14 protein-coding genes are annotated in these 16,977 nt (G+C 56.6%); 4 read left to right on the top strand and 10 right to left on the bottom strand.

Annotation, left to right across the window (positions count from 1 at the left end):
- Nucleotides 1-70 precede the first annotated feature (70 nt).
- From MCM46_05430 to MCM46_05445, 4 genes are all read left to right on the top strand, one after another.
- Nucleotides 71-1,219 carry a DNA recombination protein RmuC gene (locus MCM46_05430; protein ID MCG3111250.1) on the top strand — a complete coding sequence of 383 codons (1,149 nt, stop codon included), beginning with the start codon at nucleotides 71-73 and terminating at the stop codon, nucleotides 1,217-1,219.
- 113 nt (nucleotides 1,220-1,332) lie between these two features.
- Nucleotides 1,333-1,650 (top strand): DUF3467 domain-containing protein, encoded by a 318-nt coding sequence (locus MCM46_05435; GenBank protein ID MCG3111251.1) that lies wholly within the window; start codon nucleotides 1,333-1,335, stop codon nucleotides 1,648-1,650.
- A gap of 86 nt (nucleotides 1,651-1,736) precedes the next feature.
- Nucleotides 1,737-2,687 carry an alcohol dehydrogenase catalytic domain-containing protein gene (locus MCM46_05440; protein MCG3111252.1) on the top strand — a complete coding sequence of 317 codons (951 nt, stop codon included), beginning with the start codon at nucleotides 1,737-1,739 and terminating at the stop codon, nucleotides 2,685-2,687.
- 175 nt (nucleotides 2,688-2,862) lie between these two features.
- Nucleotides 2,863-4,458: an ATP-binding protein gene (locus tag MCM46_05445; GenBank protein MCG3111253.1), complete on the top strand. Its 1,596-nt coding sequence runs from the start codon at nucleotides 2,863-2,865 to the stop codon at nucleotides 4,456-4,458.
- A gap of 157 nt (nucleotides 4,459-4,615) precedes the next feature.
- On the opposite strand, the gene MCM46_05450 is transcribed toward MCM46_05445, so the two are convergent.
- The 10 genes from MCM46_05450 to MCM46_05495 all read right to left on the bottom strand — a co-directional run bounded on the left by MCM46_05450 (nucleotide 4,616) and on the right by MCM46_05495 (nucleotide 16,913).
- Nucleotides 4,616-7,561, bottom strand: coding sequence for an ATP-dependent helicase (locus tag MCM46_05450; GenBank protein MCG3111254.1), 2,946 nt, complete (start codon nucleotides 7,559-7,561; stop codon nucleotides 4,616-4,618).
- Nucleotides 7,562-7,633: 72 nt separating this feature from the next.
- Nucleotides 7,634-8,086, bottom strand: coding sequence for an HIT family protein (locus tag MCM46_05455; GenBank protein ID MCG3111255.1), 453 nt, complete (start codon nucleotides 8,084-8,086; stop codon nucleotides 7,634-7,636).
- A 161-nt stretch (nucleotides 8,087-8,247) separates the two neighbouring features.
- Nucleotides 8,248-8,523 (bottom strand): hypothetical protein, encoded by a 276-nt coding sequence (locus MCM46_05460; GenBank protein MCG3111256.1) that lies wholly within the window; start codon nucleotides 8,521-8,523, stop codon nucleotides 8,248-8,250.
- 107 nt (nucleotides 8,524-8,630) lie between these two features.
- On the bottom strand, nucleotides 8,631-9,584 hold the full coding sequence (locus tag MCM46_05465; protein ID MCG3111257.1) for a TerC family protein: 954 nt from the start codon (nucleotides 9,582-9,584) through the stop codon (nucleotides 8,631-8,633).
- A gap of 40 nt (nucleotides 9,585-9,624) precedes the next feature.
- Nucleotides 9,625-10,089 carry a universal stress protein gene (locus tag MCM46_05470; protein ID MCG3111258.1) on the bottom strand — a complete coding sequence of 155 codons (465 nt, stop codon included), beginning with the start codon at nucleotides 10,087-10,089 and terminating at the stop codon, nucleotides 9,625-9,627.
- 493 nt (nucleotides 10,090-10,582) lie between these two features.
- Complete coding sequence (locus tag MCM46_05475) at nucleotides 10,583-10,813, bottom strand: hypothetical protein (GenBank protein ID MCG3111259.1); 231 nt, start codon at nucleotides 10,811-10,813, stop codon at nucleotides 10,583-10,585.
- Between the two features lie 238 nt (nucleotides 10,814-11,051).
- Entirely contained in the window at nucleotides 11,052-12,455 is a 1,404-nt protein-coding gene (locus tag MCM46_05480) for a sigma-54 dependent transcriptional regulator (protein ID MCG3111260.1), read from the bottom strand.
- Entirely contained in the window at nucleotides 12,442-14,004 is a 1,563-nt protein-coding gene (locus MCM46_05485; protein MCG3111261.1) for an ATP-binding protein, read from the bottom strand. The genes MCM46_05480 and MCM46_05485 overlap by 14 nt, the downstream gene beginning before the upstream one ends.
- A 237-nt stretch (nucleotides 14,005-14,241) precedes the next feature.
- Nucleotides 14,242-16,086: a chloride channel protein gene (locus MCM46_05490; GenBank protein ID MCG3111262.1), complete on the bottom strand. Its 1,845-nt coding sequence runs from the start codon at nucleotides 16,084-16,086 to the stop codon at nucleotides 14,242-14,244.
- Between the two features lie 98 nt (nucleotides 16,087-16,184).
- Complete coding sequence (locus MCM46_05495; GenBank protein ID MCG3111263.1) at nucleotides 16,185-16,913, bottom strand: DUF481 domain-containing protein; 729 nt, start codon at nucleotides 16,911-16,913, stop codon at nucleotides 16,185-16,187.
- Between the last annotated feature and the right edge of the window lie 64 nt (nucleotides 16,914-16,977).

Raw genomic sequence — 16,977 nt, forward strand, 5'->3', positions numbered from 1 at the left:
AAATCTGTTTGACTTCACCCCTCGATTCCGGTAGTAATGATCAACAGATACCAAACAGGAGCACTTCTTTATGGAACTGGGGATTTTTGTTCTCCTTGCGGTCTTGGTGGTCCTTCTTCTGGTGCTCCTCGTTCGCTCATTCAAGCCGCCCGCGCAAGCGGCCGATGCCGGAATGCTTGTGATGCAGCAGCAGGTCGATCAGCTGCGCCAGCAGCTTTCGGAAACGCTGACCGCAAATACGAACCAGATGCAGCAGCAGCTTTCACAAATCACGACGCAGGTCAATTCCCAGCTTCAATCGGTCAATCAGCAGCTCACCTCGGCCACCGGCCAGATCGGCACGCGCCTCGATAACGCCGCCCGCGTCGTCGGCGAAGTGAAGCAAAACCTCGGGGAGCTCACCAAAGCGACCCAGCAGGTTTACGAGGTCGGAAAAGATATCTCCTCGCTTCAGGAGATCCTCCGCGCCCCCAAGCTGCGCGGCAGCCTCGGCGAGCTTTTTTTAGGCGAGCTCCTCGCCCAGGTCCTCCCGCCGACCCACTTCTCCCTGCAATATCGCTTTAAAAGCAACGAAGCGGTTGATGCCGTGATCACCCTGGGACCGGGACTGGTGTCTGTCGATTCCAAATTTCCGCTCGAGAACTTCAAGAAGATGATCGAAACCAGCGTTGACGAGGAGAAGAAGTCCCATCGAAAACGCTTTCTCACCGACGTAAAAAAGCACATCGATGCCATCGCCGCGAAATATATCCTTCCGGATGAGGGAACGTACGACTTCGCGCTGATGTATATCCCAGCTGAAAATGTTTATTACGAAACGATCATCAAGGACGAATCGTTCGGCGACGAGAAAAGCCTTTGCAGCTATGCCCTTACAAAGCGGGTGATCCCCGTCTCCCCCAACTCGTTCTATGCTTATCTTCAGGCAATCGTCCTCGGATTCCGCGGGCTGCGGATCGAGAAATCGGCGCAGGAGATCCACCAGCGCCTGCAACGGCTCTCGGGAGACTTTCTTAAATTCAAAGACGATTTCGATGTCATCGGGAAACATCTATCGAACACGCGCGGCAAATACGAAGAGGCCTCCAAGAAACTCGACCGGCTCGGCGACCGCCTCGTCACGATCGACCATGAAAGCGCCGAGACGAAAGTGTTGGACCCAAAAGTAAAAGTCACCCTCCCCAAAGAAGAACTGGCCCGCCCAGCCCTGTTCGATTAATAAATCAAGGCGAGGATCTGGCTCTGCCTGTCCGAGCCGCGGGTGTGGGGGCATCGGAGGACCTTTCTTTTTAATTGCCGGACGGGCCCCCACATAAAATAGAAAGGACCCTCATGTCGAACGGACAACCATCGCAGCCCCCTGTTCAAGTCCAGGTCGAAATTGACGATGCCACCTCTCAGGGAATCTATACCAACCTCGCCCTCTTGACTCACAGCGAGACCGAGTTCGTCATGGACTTCATCTACATCCAGCCGCAAGCGCCGAAGGCGAAGGTGCGGTCGCGCGTGATTACCAGCCCCGCCCACGCGAAACGGTTCTTAGCCGCCCTTCAAGAAAACATCCAGCGCTACGAGCAGCGCTTCGGTACCATCAAAGTCGCCGGCGAGCCGGACAAAGGCAATCCCCCCTACCAGGGGCTTTATCTCTAATCGTAGGGGCGCAATTCATTGCGCCCTGTCGTTTGCCATATGGGATGGATCAGGGTGTGATGAATCACGCCCCTACATGATGATCGATGCAAGGCCTCTTTTTTAAGAAATCGCTCTCCCTCCGCAAGCATCTTCCGCTCCCCACCATACCCGATGAAGCCCGCATCCGCGTCTCCCTCGCCGGAATTTGCAGCACCGATCTTGAAATCGCCAAAGGCTACATGGGTTTCCACGGCATCCTGGGACACGAATTCGTCGGTGTCGTCGAAGCGGCCCCCGATCGGGCCTGGATCGGGAAGCGGGTCGTCGGTGAAATCAACGCCGCCTGCGGCGGCTGCTGCTTCTGTGTTCGAGGGATGCGAAACCACTGCTCTCAACGGACCGTCCTCGGCATCCTAGGAAGGGACGGCAGCTTCGCCGAGCAGCTCTCGTTGCCGATTCAGAATCTCCACCTTGTTCCGGAAAATCTCACCGACGAAGAAGCGGTCTTCACCGAACCGCTCGCCGCCGCTTTCAGAATCACCGAGCAACTTGCGATCCGTCCCGAAGAGCGCGTCACCCTCCTCGGCGACGGCAAGCTTGGCCTTCTGATCGCACAAGTCCTGAAAGACCGCTGCCGCTTGATCGCCGTCGGACGACACACAGAACGAAGAGAACTCCTGGAGCAGTGGGGCATTCAATCTCTTTCCCCTGGCCAAACCGTCCCGCTCCAGCATCTCTCCGACATCGTGATTGACGCCACCGGTTCCCCGAAAGGCTTCGACCTCGCCCAACAACTCGTCCGCCCTCAAGGAACCATCGTCCTGAAGACGACCTGCGCCGGCCGCCCCAAAGTCGATCTGGCGAAAATCGTGATTGATGAGGTTACCGTCGTCGGCTCCCGGTGCGGACCGTTCGAACCGGCTCTGGAAGCACTTGCTCAGAAGAAGGTGGATGTCCGCCCGTTGATTACGGCGGTGTTTCCGTTGAAGAAAGGGAAGGAAGCGTTTCGGAAAGCGGCGGAGCGAGGGGTGTTGAAGGTAATGCTTCGCCCCTAGAAATCCCCCACCTGTTTTTGATCTTGGGCGTCGATTGCGGTTCCGATCCAGGAGTTGGTCCTCTGCTTTCTTCACTTATTCTCCGCTCCAGACAGCTCTTTCAGAGTTCCCCCTTGTATACGGTAAAAAGAATTCTGTAAAATAGAGAAAAGTCTTTAATGGGGGGATGTCCAAAGTGAAAGAAGAAATGAATATCTTATTGGTCGATGATCATCCGGAGAATCTTCTTGCCCTAGAAGCGGTCCTGGATTCCCCCGACTATCACCTGGTCCGGGCACAGTCAGGGATGGAAGCGCTCAGACTTCTCCTGAAAAAGTCATTCTCCCTCATTCTGCTCGATGTCCATATGCCGGGGCTGAATGGCTATGAGACGGCGGCTCTTATTCGCGAGCGCCCAAAGACCCGCGATATTCCAATCATCTTCATTACGGCCGTCAACAAATCCCAAGAAGATGTGGAGAAAGGATATTCGGTCGGAGCCGTTGACTACATTATCAAGCCGTTCGATCCAGACTCCCTCAAGGCGAAAGTGGCGGTCCTGACGGGATTGCACAAAAAAGAGGAACTCCCCCGACCCGCTGAGACCCTCCCTCTAGAAAATGCGGCGCTCTCCCAGCCTTACCGGAACCTTACCCAGGCTATCCCACAGATTGTCTGGATTGCCCAGCCGGACGGCGCCTTCGAATTCTTCAATCAGTCCTGGTTTAACTATACCGGTCTGACCTTTGAACAGAGTGAGGGGTGGGGATGGACAAAGATGATCCATCCAGAAGAGCATCAAGCGGCAATCGATAAGTGGACAGAAGCCCTCAGAGGAGAGAAAGAGTATCAAATGGAGTGCCGGCTCAAGCGGGCCGATGGCGTCTATCGTTGGCATCTCTATCGCGCTTTTCCGGAGCGAGATCCTCAGGGGCGGGTTCTCGCTTGGTTAGGAACGGCAACCGATGTCAATGATCAAAAACAGGGGCAGGAAAAATTACAGCAGATCATCGAGGCATTGGAACAAAAAAAGAAGGAGGCGGAGGCGGCAACCCGTCTAAAATCGGAATTCGTCTCCAACGTCTCCCATGAACTGCGAACCCCGCTGAATGCCATCCTCGGCTACTCCTCCCTTGTATTGGAAGGAACTTACGGCGAAATCCCCGACTATCTGAAAAGTCCGATGGATGGAATCCAAAGAAACGCCATCGAACTGCTTGAGTTAATCAATAACCTTCTCGATCTCTCAAAAATGGAATCGGGCCAGATATCGATCGCCATCGAATCAGTAGACTTAAGACGCCTTCTTCCGGAAGCGGCTCAGAAGGTAGCGCTGCTGTTAAATGGAAAGAAAGTTGAATTAAATTGGAAAATCGAGGACAACCTAAAGAGGATTCAAAGTGATCCGCTAAAGATCCGGCAGGTCTTTATGAATCTTCTCACCAATGCGATTAAATTCACAGAGGAAGGGTCGATTATCATCTCTGCCGCCAATGCGGATGGAGGAATTCTTTTGTCGATTGAGGATACCGGTATTGGGATCAAAGACGAAGACCTCCCCGCCATTTTCGATGCTTTCAGGCAAATCGACGGTTCGATGACACGAAAAGTCGGCGGGAGCGGTTTGGGCCTGACCATTGTCAGAAATATACTTGAAATACTTCACGGAAAAATCGAAGTGAGAAGCAAATTCGGAGATGGATCAACCTTTACTATCTTCCTACCGGAGAGTCTACCTCCTCCTAAAACGACTGAAGCAAAGTCTAATCGGGCTTTATCCGAAAAAGCTTAGCTTATGCTACAACACCCACTTGGAGCACACTCCTAAACTGAGCCTCTTTCATTTTTCTGTAATCGATCCTTCCCTCTCCATCCGCGGGTGAAAGCACCCGACTGTCTTTCCCGCTTGAAAGATGAAAAATGGGTACAATTTTTGATCCCTCACGTTTCTACTCCGCGCCCGCCGTATTCGGACAAATATCCTGGTAGGCGCAATACTGGCAGGCAATATAGGTCGGCCGGGCCTCGAAGTCTTCCTTTCGAATCCCCTCCGCGACAACGCGGACCTTCTCTTGCATCTTCTCAATCTCTTTCTCTTTCCTCACCGCCGTTCCAATAAACCCCGAGTCGAGAAAATGCAGCTCCACCCGCACCGGCAATGTCCCAAACCGCTCCCGATACGACCAGGCATAAAGCGTGAGCTGCGGATTCTCTTTTGCTTTCTTATCGGCGGTCTTCTGATCATGCACTTCGGCGGTTTTGTAGTCGATGATCACCCCGCCTTCTGGCGTCTCATCGACCCGGTCCCACCGCCCCGCAATCCGGTTCCCCTCAAAGGTGAATGAAAACTCTTTCTCAATGTAGGTCGGCTTCCGCCCGCCCCGCTCCTGCTCGTCATAGAACCGCCGGAGCGCCGCGTGGCCGGCGGCAAGACGTTGCTCCTCATGCTGGCGGCTTAAGAACCCCTCGCTCCGCCAGGCCCGGTTGAACACGATGAGGATTTCCTCGAATGGAATGGTTTGATCGGTCATCTTCGCCGAGAGGTACACCGCCACCGCCTGGTGCATCGCATTGCCGTAGAGGACGGCATGATGCTGATAGATCGGCACGCGGAGAATATGCGTGTACTTGTATTTCAGCGGGCAGGTGGAATAATCATCGATCTGATAATGCGTCAGATAAAGCGGCTCATCCGAAGCCGGAGCGCGGCGGGTGAAGAGATCGGGCTGCTCCACGGCCCCATGCCGGGCGATCGCCTCCAGGGCCGATGCTTTCGTCGTCGGCACCGCCTGAATCGGGAGATTCAACGCCTCCAGCACGAAGGGGCTCACCTTCCGCTCGCGCACCCCGCCGATGTCGCGGGCGCTGGAGAGATAAAGCCGCCGCCGCGCGCGGGTCATCCCGACATAGAAAAGCCGCCGCTCTTCCTGGATGTGGAAATCCCCCTGCGGGAGCACTTCCTGGATTAACTCCACCGGCAGCTCGATCCGCTCGCTCCGCTCCCGGCTCGGGAACTTCCCGTCGACCAGACCGACCATGAAGACGGTGTCGAACTCCAGCCCCTTCGACTTGTGGATCGTCAGGACCGAAACCGCCGACGCATCGACATCGGCTTCGGCGGCGGGGGGATCTTCCCCGGCCTTGATCAGAAGATCGAGGTAGGTGACCACGTCGTGCAGCGCCGCGGTCGGGGTCAATTGCTGGAAGCGGCGGATTTCTTCGAAGAAGCGGGCGACGTTCTGAATCTTCACCTCCTGCGCCACCGTCATCCGCTCGGCATATTGCTCCAGCAACCCGCTGCGGCGGATGAACTCGTAGAGGACCACCCCGACATCGACCTCCCGCGCCCGCTGGAGCGAGGCCTGTAAATCGGCCAGCAACTTCTCGAGGGTCGCCGCCGCCTCCGGCGAAACGGAGATGCCTACCGATTCAATCGTCTTAAAAACGTCATAAAGACTCTGGTTCTTCCGGCGCGCCAACGCATTGCATCGGGCGAGGATTTCATCCGGCAAGCGGTAAAGCTCCGAAGTCGCGAGATAGTAGAGGCTGCTGCTATCGTGGAAGTCGGCGACCGCCCGCATGAAGGCGATCAGCAGCCGGACTTCCGGCCGCGAGTAGAGGCCCCGGTTGCCGGTGAACCGATAGGGAATCCCGCGGACGTTCAGCGCCCGGAGAAACGAATCGGCGTCGGCATTCCCCCGGACGAGGATCGCAACATCGCCGAAGTCGAGGCCGGCTTCGTGCTCCTCGGCGATGATCCGCGCCACCGCATCGGCCTCGGACGAGAGGGTGTCGTAATGGAGATGGACCACCGGCGGCTCTAAAAGCGACGGTGCGGGCTCTTCGACCTGCGAGATCAGGCGCTTGTCGATCTTCTCCTGAACCTCCAGACGGTCGGGGTTGTTCTGCTGGATGAGGCGATAAGAAACGTCGAGGATCGGCTGGACCGAGCGGTAATTCTCGGTCAGGACCACCCGCTTCGCGTCGTGATACATCTTTCCGAAACCGAGGATATTCGAGATCGCCGCCCCCCGGAACTTGTAGATGCTCTGATCGTCATCGCCGACGACGGTGATGTTATGGTGGCTCTCGGAGAGCAGGCGAACCAGCTGGAATTGGGCGAAGTTCGTATCTTGAAATTCATCGACCAGGATATACCGGAACTGCGACTGGACTTTTTTAAGAACGGTCGGGTTCTCTCGAAGCAAGCGCAGCGCCATTGAAACCTGGTCGCCGAAGTCGATGCACCCCTCCTCCATCAGAAGATCCTGATAACGCCGGTAGGTCTCGGCCAGCTCCTTCTCAAAGGCCGCTTCTTCCAAGAGGCTCGGATCTTCGGGAGTCGCCAGGGCCTTCGTCAGCCGCCGGTCGGCATAGGCAAGATAGGTCTCGGGGCCGACATCTTCATCCTTGGCGCGCGAGAAGAGGGAGAGGAGCGCTTCGATATGTTTAGTCGGGTTGCCGAGGGGACGAAAGGTCTTGAGGGGGAGCGAGAAGAGGTGCTTTCTGAAAAAGATCACCTGCTCCGGCCGCGACAACACCCGAAAATCGGGGGTAAGCCCCAGCCGCAGCCCATGCTCCCGCAAGATCCGATCGCCGAAAGCATGGAAAGTCGAGATCGTGATGCCGGTATAGCCGTAGGGAACCAGCAGATCGACCCGCTCCTCCATCTCTTTCGCCGCCTTCTCGGTGAAGGTGAGCGCCAAAATTTCATGCGGCTTTGCTTTTTTGGTCGAGATGAGGTGGGCGATCCGGCGGGTGATGACGAGGGTCTTTCCCGTCCCCGCCCCGGCGATGATCAAGAGCGGTCCTTCGCCATGTTCCACCGCCGCTTTCTGCTTCGGCGAGAGGGGACGGGTGCCGGCTTCCGATCCGAGAAGAGAGGAGGGTTCCATTTGGAAAATGTAAAGAAAGCCGCCGAGGAAGTCAATGAAAATGAGGGACGAAAAATCCGATGCTCGCTCGGACTAGACCGCACCCGCCGATCGGATTCGGTCGATCGCCGCCCGGAGGGTTTGCTGGACCTGGGCGATCTCATCGTTGTTCTTGTAGGCGTGGCGCGGCCAAAAGAACCCTTTCAGGCCATCCCCTTTTCGCCGGGGGACCACATGGATGTGAAGATGCGGGACACTCTGGCTGACACGGTTGTTGATCGCAATGAAGCTCCCCTCGGCCGTCATCCCCTCCTCCACCACACGGGCCAGCAACTGCGCGCTGCCGAAGAGCGGCGCAAGCAGAGCGGCCGGAAGATCGACCAGCGTCGGATAATGGACCTTGGGCGCAAGCAGGAGATGCCCTGCGAAGAGGGGCCGATGATCGAGGAAGGCGAAAGAGACCTCATCCTCAAAAACGGGATGGCTTGGGACCTCTCCCCGGATGATTTTGCAGAAACCGCAATGAGAACGTTCAACCTTGGACACTTTGGGACTCCATCCCGAAACCTTAATCTTTTTTCGGGAGTGGATTATACAGGAGTGGAGTGCTTAAGGAAAGGAAAAGACGGGAACGCGGCCACAAATATTGGGTCCCCTTAAAAGGGGGGACGCGTCGTTAAATTTGGAGACGTTCTTCACCGGTCCCGCTAAAACCGGTTGGCGCGCGATCGCATCCGCAAGCGCCAAGCGATCCGGGCCAGCCAGATCATCCAGATCACCGTCAGCGGAATCGCCAAAACCAGCCCGATGAAGAAGGCGGAAACAATCACCGCCAGGAAAATCGTCAGGCCGAAAAGGGTCATCAAGCTGAACTTCAACCGCTCCATCCGGCTCAACGGGCGGAAGACCGGCCCCTTGCGCCATTCGCGATCTTCAACGATGACTTGGTAAACCTCTTCGTTCTCTTCCGGCAACTTTTCCATCGACACCTCCTTCACTTGATGCTTATTTTCATCCTATCACAGTGAAAGATCGGATACCATCACCGGCAAAAAGACACGGACCGAGCGGCTCCTCAGAGCCGACGATGTCAATGGTGGCCGCCCTGCTCCTCGGGCTGGCCGGGTGGAGGGGTAGGTACCGCCTCCGGTCGGGGCCGGAGAATCGACGCAACGACGGAAACGATGAGAATTCCGGCGATCACCGCAAGCGCGATGCCGATCGGGACCTTGTAAATGTCGGAGATCAGCATCTTCGTCCCGACAAAAACAAGGATGAGAGAGAGACCATAATGCAGATAATGGAAGAGCTGCATGATGCCGGCCAGCGCAAAGTAGAGAGCGCGCAGTCCCAAAATGGCGAAGACGTTCGAGGTGTAGACAATAAAAGGATCCCGCGTCACCGCCAGGATGGCGGGAATCGAATCGACGGCGAAGATCACATCGGTCGTCTCAATCAGAAGAAGGACGACGAACAAGGGGGTGGCCCAACGCTTTCCCTCTTTTAGAACAAAAAAATGGTCGTTGTGATATTGGTCGGTGACCGGGACGAACCGGCGGAAGAGCCGGAGGACCGGGTTCGCTTCCGGGTGAAGCTCTTTGTCCTTTTGAAAGGCCATCTTGATGCCGGTGATAATCAGAAAACCGCCGAAGAGATAAATCATCCAATGGAACTTTTCAATCAGCGTAATCCCGGCGGCAATAAAGATGGCGCGCATGATCAGGGCGCCGAGAATCCCCCAAAATAGGATTTTGTGCTGGTAGACCGAGGGGACGGAGAAATAGGAAAAGATCAGCAGGAAAACGAAGAGGTTATCGACGCTCAGCGACTTTTCAATGATATAACCGGCTAAAAACTGGAGGGCCGTCTCCGGACCGAGCCAGGAATAAATGAGCAGGTTGAAGAGGAGCGCCAGGCCGATCCAGACCACGCTCCACCCCAGCGCCTCTTTGAGGCGAACCACATGGGCCTTTCGATGAAACACACCGAGGTCCAAAGCCAACATGGCAAGAACGAAAAGATTGAAAAGAATCCATGGCCACATTTATTTAACGATTATCTCCTTTCTGGTTTTGATATAAAGGCTAGCCGCCGCCCGGATGTTTCTCCCGGATGATCAGGACGGAGCAGGGGGCCTTCCGCGTCACCCGCTCCGCCACGCTCCCCATGACGAAACGGTCCATCCCTGTCCGTCCATGGGTTCCGAGGACGACGAGATCGGCCCCGATCTCTTCCGCGACTTTCAGGATCTCGACCAGCGGCGACCCTTCCTTAAAATAGGGGCGGACATTGACCCCTTGGCGTTTCACCGCTTCCACCTCTCCGTCCAGTTTTTTCGATTCCTTTTCCCTCAATTCCCGAACCCAACGGTCGACCTCCGGATGAATGCGGGCCTCCCTTCCTTCCAGCGTATAAAACGGCGGCTCAAACACATGAAGCAGAAAAAGCTCTGCCGAGAAGCACGCTGCCAGACGCGCGGCAGAGTCGATCGCGTCTTTTGAACACTCTGAAAAATCGGTGGCCACCAAGATACGGCGGGGCGTCATCATGATCCTCCCTCTCAAATACCGCCTGGGGGCTCTCTCCTCCTCCCAACGGTTTTTACCCCATTCATCTTAACAGAAAGTGAACCGGAAGTCTTTAACGCATCGCGCGACGAAGTCCCACGACCGCGGAAACTTCGGGCGGATGAGAAAACAGTTTTTTATTCTAACCCGGTAGAAAGAGCGAGGTCAATGAGGGAAGAATCGATTAGATCAAGACGGAAGGGAATGGGGAAGACCGTTCTGAACGTGCCCTTCGTCAGAAAAAACATGGAAGGATTTAATTGAGAAAAGATTCGATCGCCTGATGAACCAGATCTTGCCTGAGAAGGGTGGGATGAACGCGTGACAAAGGAGGGCATTTCATAGAGCCATCGGACCGAACTCGTCAGTCGGCCCGATGGCTCCTCTAGGCAACGGTCCTCCCAAATCGCCAGACGGACGCCCCAGTGACCCGCCCGGCCGCGTGCCGGATCATTCGGAGAATGCCGCTGCCCGTCTACATCCCGCCGCTGAAATCAAGCGCCCAAATCATCCAAAAGCTGAAGGCTACCGATGAGAAAAGAACGAGCGCGAGACCGTATCGGTAAAGAAATTCATAAAATTGATCGAGTCCGGGTGCGATGATCGAAGAGCCGCCCGACGGCTCGGTAGAAGAGCGTGACATTTCTTTTTTACCCTGCTCGGCATAGACACTCGCCTGAAATTCCGTTTTTGTCGATCCAGCCATGAAACATGCCTCCTTCATTAAGAATGAACGCCCGCCCTTTGAAACGACTCACGCCGCAGCATATTGCAGAAGGGATGCCGTCCGCATTCCGATCGAAGGAAAATTGAGAACCGCCGCGTATCTACTTATTCTTTCAAGAAGAAATAACCTTTCGGCATGAAAGAAGAACAGACGGGGAAAGAGAGGATCAGGGCGAGGAGAAGCCAAACGGCCACAGGGGGTGGGGCGTCTTTGCTTGTTATTCGGACGAGGGGGACGCTTCGCCCCGTTCGTCCGCAAGAGGAATGCCGTACCGTCGCGCCATTCGGTAGAGGGTCCTTCGGTCGACCCCCAAGATCCGCGCCGCTTCGGTTCGGTTCGAGATTTCACGAAGAACCCGGATCAGATAACGCCGCTGCAACTCATCGAGCGACATGAGCGGAAAGGGAGGAAGCGCCTCTCCCGTAACCGCCACATCCCGAATCGACAGAGGAAGGTCGTCCGCAAGGATGATGCGGCCGGTCGTCAAGACCACCGCCTGTTCGATTGCATGTTGCAGCTCCCGGACGTTTCCCGGCCAGTCGTACCGGCACATCGCCTCAATTGTCTGGGGATGAAAAGAGAGATCGGTTTTTTTTGTCTCGGCGGCATATTGTTTCAAGAAATAGTCGGCCAACAAGGGGATATCCTCTTTCCGCTCCCTCAAAGGGGGAAGGGCAATCGTGACGACGCGGAAGCGATAGAGAAGATCTTCCCGGAACCGGCCTTCTTTCACCCTCACATCGAGCGGCTGGTTGGTCGCCGCGACGATTCGGACATCGACCCGGATCGGATCGTTGGCGCCGACCCGCCGGACCTCCCGCTCCTGAAGCGCCCGCAGCAGCTTGGCCTGAAGTGAAAGGCTCATCTCTCCGACCTCATCGAGAAAGAGGGTTCCCCCCTCCGCCTCTTCGAAGAGCCCCTTTTTGCTCACGACCGCCCCGGTAAAAGCCCCCCGCACATGACCGAACATCTCGCTCTCGAGGAGCGGCTCCGGGAGGGCGGCGCAGTTCACCACGACGAACGGCCTCCCCGCGCGGGGGCCGTTGTAATGGATCGCCCGCGCGATCAGCTCTTTTCCGGTCCCGCTCTCCCCCTGGATAAGAACGGTGCTGTTCTGGCCGGTGATCATCGCAACCGTCTTGTAGACCTCGGTCATCGGCCGGCTGTGGCCGACGATCTGATCGAGGCCGTAGGTCCGGACGAACTCCTGCCGGTATTGCTCGTTTTCTTTTTTCAGACGGCGTTGATTGAGGGCGCGCCGGACGACGATCTTGATCTCGTCTTCCCGAAACGGCTTGCTGACATAGTCGAAAGCGCCCGCCTTCATCGCCTCGATCGCCGATTCCATCGATCCGAAGGCGGTCACTAAAATCACCAGTGTCTCCGGGCTCTGCTCTTTATAACGGCGCAGGACTTCCAGACCGTCCAGGCCGGGCATCTTCAGGTCGGTGATGATCAGGTCGTAAGATGCTTTCTCCAGACGGTCGACCGCCTCCCGGCCCCCGGAGGCCGATTCGACGGTGTATCCCTCTTCCGATAAAATCTCGACCAGCAGCTGGCAGGCGACGGCGTCGTCGTCCACGGCCAACATTCGGGCGGAAGCGGATTCATTTCGTCTCATGATCCCTCACCGGCAGTGTAATGATCAATGTCGTCCCCGCGCCGCGGCGGCTCTCCGCTTCAATTTCCCCGCCGTGCGCTCTGATAATGTTCCGGCAGATGCTCAGCCCCAAACCGGTTCCCTTTCCCCGTTCCTTCGTCGAGAAGAACGGCTCGAAAATCTTTTCCAGATCGGCTTCGGCGATTCCGACGCCGGTATCGGCGATCGTGACGCGGATCGTTCCGTCATTCGATCGGGTCTCCAAGCGCAAGAGCCCGCCGTTCGGCATGGCATCCATTGCATTGGTGAGAAGATTGAGAAACGCTTCCTGCAACTCCCCATTGTCCCCGAGCGTCGCCGGCAGCCGCTCCTCAAAAGAGGTCCGCATCTCGATGCCGCGGAACGACAGCCCCGGCATGACCAAATCGAGCAGCCCCTGTAAAAGGGGATTGATCTCCACCGGCGCCATCCGAGGGGCCGGCTTGCGGACCTTTTCGAGGACCTCTTGGATGCTCTGAACCATCCGCTCCAGCTGCGACTCGATGATCTTCAGCCGCTCCTCCCGTTTTTCCGTCGAGGTGTCCCGCTTCAGGCGTTGCAGGTGCCCCAGGGTCGAGTGAAGCGGGGTCCCGATCTTGTGAGCCAGCGCCGCCGCCATCTGCCCCGCCGCGGCCAGCCGCTCGCTGTCGGCCAGCCGGAGCTGCATTTCGGAGAGACGCCGGTTCACCCGCACCAGCTCTTCGTAACGCCGGTTGACTTCGGCGGTGGCCCGCTCGATTCTCCCCTGCAGCGATTCATTTAGCTGCCGGACCGCCTCGGTTCCCTCCCGAAGCCGCAGAAGCATACGGTTAAATTGCGCCGCGAGTGCGCCGATTTCGTCTTGAGATTCGATTGAAACCTGCCGTTCCAGGTCGCCCGCCTCCACGCGGGCCATCTCGGCCACCAGCGACCCGATCGGCCGCCCGATCCTCTGGCGCAGATACCAGACCAGGAAAATCAAGATCACCGCCGCGACCGCCCCTGTCACCAGAAAGGCATGGAGGCGGTCCCGCGCCACCAGCGCTTCGAATCGCGTCATGGAAATTTGGGCAAGGACCAAGCCGGAAACCTGCGTTCCGATCCTGACCGGCGCCTGGATTTCCCAAAAAAGCTGTCCCCGCAGCTCCGCGAGATGTGCCACGGGATCCCCTCGCCGGATCATTTCGATTTCCGATTCAGCCGGCAGGGGACTCAATCCACTGACTGCCGTCCCGCTTCCGGCCATCAACTGAGGTGCGCCTGTTGCCAGATCGAAAATCTCTATCAGAAGAATCTCCGGATCAATCTCCCGGAGTTTCGCCAGCTCCTCTTCTAAAACCGGCCGATCTCTAAGCTCTCCGAGCGTTCCGATGCCGGCCCCGATCTGCCTGACGAGGGTGATGTATTCTTCCCGGAGGAGTAAGCGGGCTTGCCGCTCGATAACCAGCCGGGAAGCGGTGATTGCGATCAAAAGGACCGAGACGACGATCCCGATCACATAAAGGGTAATCTTCGTCTGAAGACCGATGTTCCATCGGGACAAATGGATCATAACGACTACCTTGGGAGAACGATAGGAGGATCATACCAAATATAGGCCCGAACGCCAAGAAGGCGGCGTGACGGTGACAGTCCCATTCGGAGTGTTAGCGCGAATGCAACAAGCGATTCTTCTTTAAGAACAGAGATTATTACAATACGCTTCAGGCCGGCAAAGAAAAAATAGGGGGCTAAGGAACCTTGCTTCCGACGTTTCTCTCAAGATCTCTCGTGGAAGGATGGTTGTGAATTATCCCGAAGCGGATGGACCTTTACCCCAACGGATACTCTGTTGCATTTGGTGCGCTTCTTCGAGGCGTTTGCGGTGTGCTAACAGCAGGTCACTCCGTGTCAGCATGGCAACGACTTTGGATGGATGGGATCGCTTGATTACAGGAAGCCGTCCGATATCCTCTTCGACCATCAAGTCGGCCGCTTCACGAAGGGTATGCTCTTCAAAGACGACAGCCGGCGGCCGTTTAATAAGTTCCTTGAGTGGTGTCGTCACAGGAATGTTGGGATCAAACAAGTCGCGCCGGGTTAAGACGCCGATAAGATGGCCCTCTGGGTCTAATATGGGAAACCCTTGATGACGGCTCTCTGGAAGATCTAAAACAACCCAGGAGCGAACCTGCTCGACCGTCATATCGGCTTTAAGCGAGACGGCCGGGTATGAAGCGCTCTCTCGAACGAGTATCTGCGCTAGGGAATCAACCGTATATTCGGTGAGGACCTGGACTCCGCGGCGCGCAATTTTTTCCGTCATAATCGTATGCTTCATGAGCAGGCTCGAAACCAAATAGGCCGCTGTGCATCCACCCAGCAGCGGAAGCAGACCCAGCGGTTGCATGGTCGTCTCGAAGGCAAAGACCACGGAAGCCAGCAGCGCCCGGGAGGCTCCCGCGAAGATCGCCGCCATTCCGACAAGAGCGGCGACGCGCACATCCAGCCCGATATGGGGAAAGAGAAACAAGGTCGCGCTTCCGAGAGCGGCTCCCAGGCCTCCTCCAATGGTGAACAAGGGAGCCAGCGTTCCCCCGGAGGTCCCGCTTCCAAGCGAGACCGCCCATGAAATGAATTTAAAAGTAAAAAGGATCACCAGCGCTTGGCCGGTGATCTCTCCTGAAAGGATCTCCTCAATATTTTCATACCCGATCCCCAGGGTTCGAGGCACGGCATAACCGATGACGCCGACGGCAACCGCGCCGAGCGCCGGCCACCACATCCAATGAATGGGTAAATGCTCGAACCCATCTTCAATCGCATAGACCGCACGCGTGATATAGACGGAGACCACCCCGACGGCGGCGCCCAGGAAAATGTAAGAGGCGATCGCCGCCCCGGCGGGCTGGGCTAATTCAGGCATGGCAAAGGCGGGGGCCGCGCCGACAAATCCCATTCGAACCGCCGCCGCTGTCACACTGGCCAATGCCACCGGGATGAAGGAGCGGGGCCGAAATTCAAATAACAACAGCTCAATCGCCAGCAAGACAGCCGACACAGGGCTGCCGAATGTCGCCGACATGCCGGCCGCCGCCCCGGCCGATAAAAGAATCTTCCGTTCGTCGGCGGTCGTTTTCAAGAGCTGACCCACCACGGAGCCGAGCGCGCCGCCCGTCGCGATAATCGGCCCCTCCGCGCCAAACGGCCCTCCTGTTCCAATCGCAATCGCGGCGGAGATCGGCTTGAGAAATGCCATCCGCGCCGGAATACGGCTTTGATTGATCAGAACCTGCTCCATCGCTTCCGGAATGCCGTGTCCGCGGATGCTCTTGGAGCCATAGCGCGCCATAAAACCGACCAAGATTCCACCCACGACAGGGACAAAGAGCACAAAGATTCCAAGTTGATGACCTGCAGGTGAAACAGGCGTCAAAGCAAAACGGCCATAAAAGGCGATGTTGGTGATTAGATCGATCAAATGGGCGAGACCTTGCGCAATCACCCCCGCAACAAGCGCGATAAGCACGGCGACGAAGGTCACCTGGACGACGCGCCGGTCCACCCGCGTCGCCCGCTGGGGAACATGCGCCGCCTCTAATGCAGGGGCGACCGGCAGGCCTTCAGTCGTTGATGATTTCGATACAGGAGCCATAGGCTGGGTGATCTACTTTGACGTTCATGTGACTGAACGGATCATTACTTTATTTCATGAAATTATCACAGTCCGTCAAGGATGCGCAATCATTCATCTCAAAACGTATAGAGCAGCGCCGTCTTAAAAAGACGATCATATTTCCCGAACCCGACGGGAGGCTGGTTGTCGTAGACGACGGCGTAGGAAATCTTGAAGGCGAGGTTTCCCATCAGGTTCGTGATGAAGGCCGACTCCTCGTTGATCAGGTAATCTTTCGCCTCCTGTAAGCTCGGCGTGTACTCCGCCGTCTGCTCGAATCGGGTCTTCTCCGTGAAGGCATGGATATAGCCGCCGAAGAGGCGGGCTGTCGGAAAACCTTCATCCTCCAAGGGAGAGACCGGGTTCTCTCGGGTATAACCAAGACCGGCCTCCGCCCGCAAGGTGTCCAAGGCGGTCTTCACGAAATAATGACCCAAACCGACGAGCGTGATATAACGGGCCTCGATCCCCTTCGGCGTGTTCCGCTCGACCGTCTGCGAAAGAAAGCCGTATGTACTTTCGGTAATGTTCCGATCATATTTGAGGATGCCGATCCAGTTCTTATCGGAGGTGATCTCCTCACTTTTTCCATAAAGCGCCTTCACCTCCCCCGATAGCTTCGAAGCGGCAAAGGTGCGCTCTACCTTGCCGGCCACCACCATCGTTTCCGCGTTCGTGTTCCCGGAGGTCTCAACATAAGAAAGCTCCAGGTTTCCCATCCAGGGGGGCGTTTCTTGAGCATACAACGGAACGGCAATCGCAATCGCAAGACAAAACGTGACGACAAGACGGATCGGATATTTCATAAGTATTCTCCTATTGAGTGAGGGACGGGAAGCGGAAGTGTTGTTTTCCCGAATAAAAGAGCAA

The organism is Candidatus Manganitrophus morganii (assembly GCA_021651055.1).
Lineage (GTDB): Bacteria > Nitrospirota > Nitrospiria > SBBL01 > Manganitrophaceae > Manganitrophus > Manganitrophus morganii.

Coding starts and splice junctions, on each gene's coding strand:
- MCM46_05430 (MCG3111250.1), top strand. CDS start 71: ATGGAACTGGGGATTTTTGTTCTCCTTGCGGTCTTGGTGGTCCTTCTT.
- MCM46_05435 (MCG3111251.1), top strand. CDS start 1,333: ATGTCGAACGGACAACCATCGCAGCCCCCTGTTCAAGTCCAGGTCGAA.
- MCM46_05440 (MCG3111252.1), top strand. CDS start 1,737: ATGCAAGGCCTCTTTTTTAAGAAATCGCTCTCCCTCCGCAAGCATCTT.
- MCM46_05450 (MCG3111254.1), bottom strand. CDS start 7,561: ATGGAACCCTCCTCTCTTCTCGGATCGGAAGCCGGCACCCGTCCCCTC.
- MCM46_05460 (MCG3111256.1), bottom strand. CDS start 8,523: ATGGAAAAGTTGCCGGAAGAGAACGAAGAGGTTTACCAAGTCATCGTT.
- MCM46_05465 (MCG3111257.1), bottom strand. CDS start 9,584: ATGTGGCCATGGATTCTTTTCAATCTTTTCGTTCTTGCCATGTTGGCT.
- MCM46_05470 (MCG3111258.1), bottom strand. CDS start 10,089: ATGATGACGCCCCGCCGTATCTTGGTGGCCACCGATTTTTCAGAGTGT.
- MCM46_05475 (MCG3111259.1), bottom strand. CDS start 10,813: ATGGCTGGATCGACAAAAACGGAATTTCAGGCGAGTGTCTATGCCGAG.
- MCM46_05480 (MCG3111260.1), bottom strand. CDS start 12,455: ATGAGACGAAATGAATCCGCTTCCGCCCGAATGTTGGCCGTGGACGAC.
- MCM46_05485 (MCG3111261.1), bottom strand. CDS start 14,004: ATGATCCATTTGTCCCGATGGAACATCGGTCTTCAGACGAAGATTACC.
- MCM46_05490 (MCG3111262.1), bottom strand. CDS start 16,086: ATGGCTCCTGTATCGAAATCATCAACGACTGAAGGCCTGCCGGTCGCC.
- MCM46_05495 (MCG3111263.1), bottom strand. CDS start 16,913: ATGAAATATCCGATCCGTCTTGTCGTCACGTTTTGTCTTGCGATTGCG.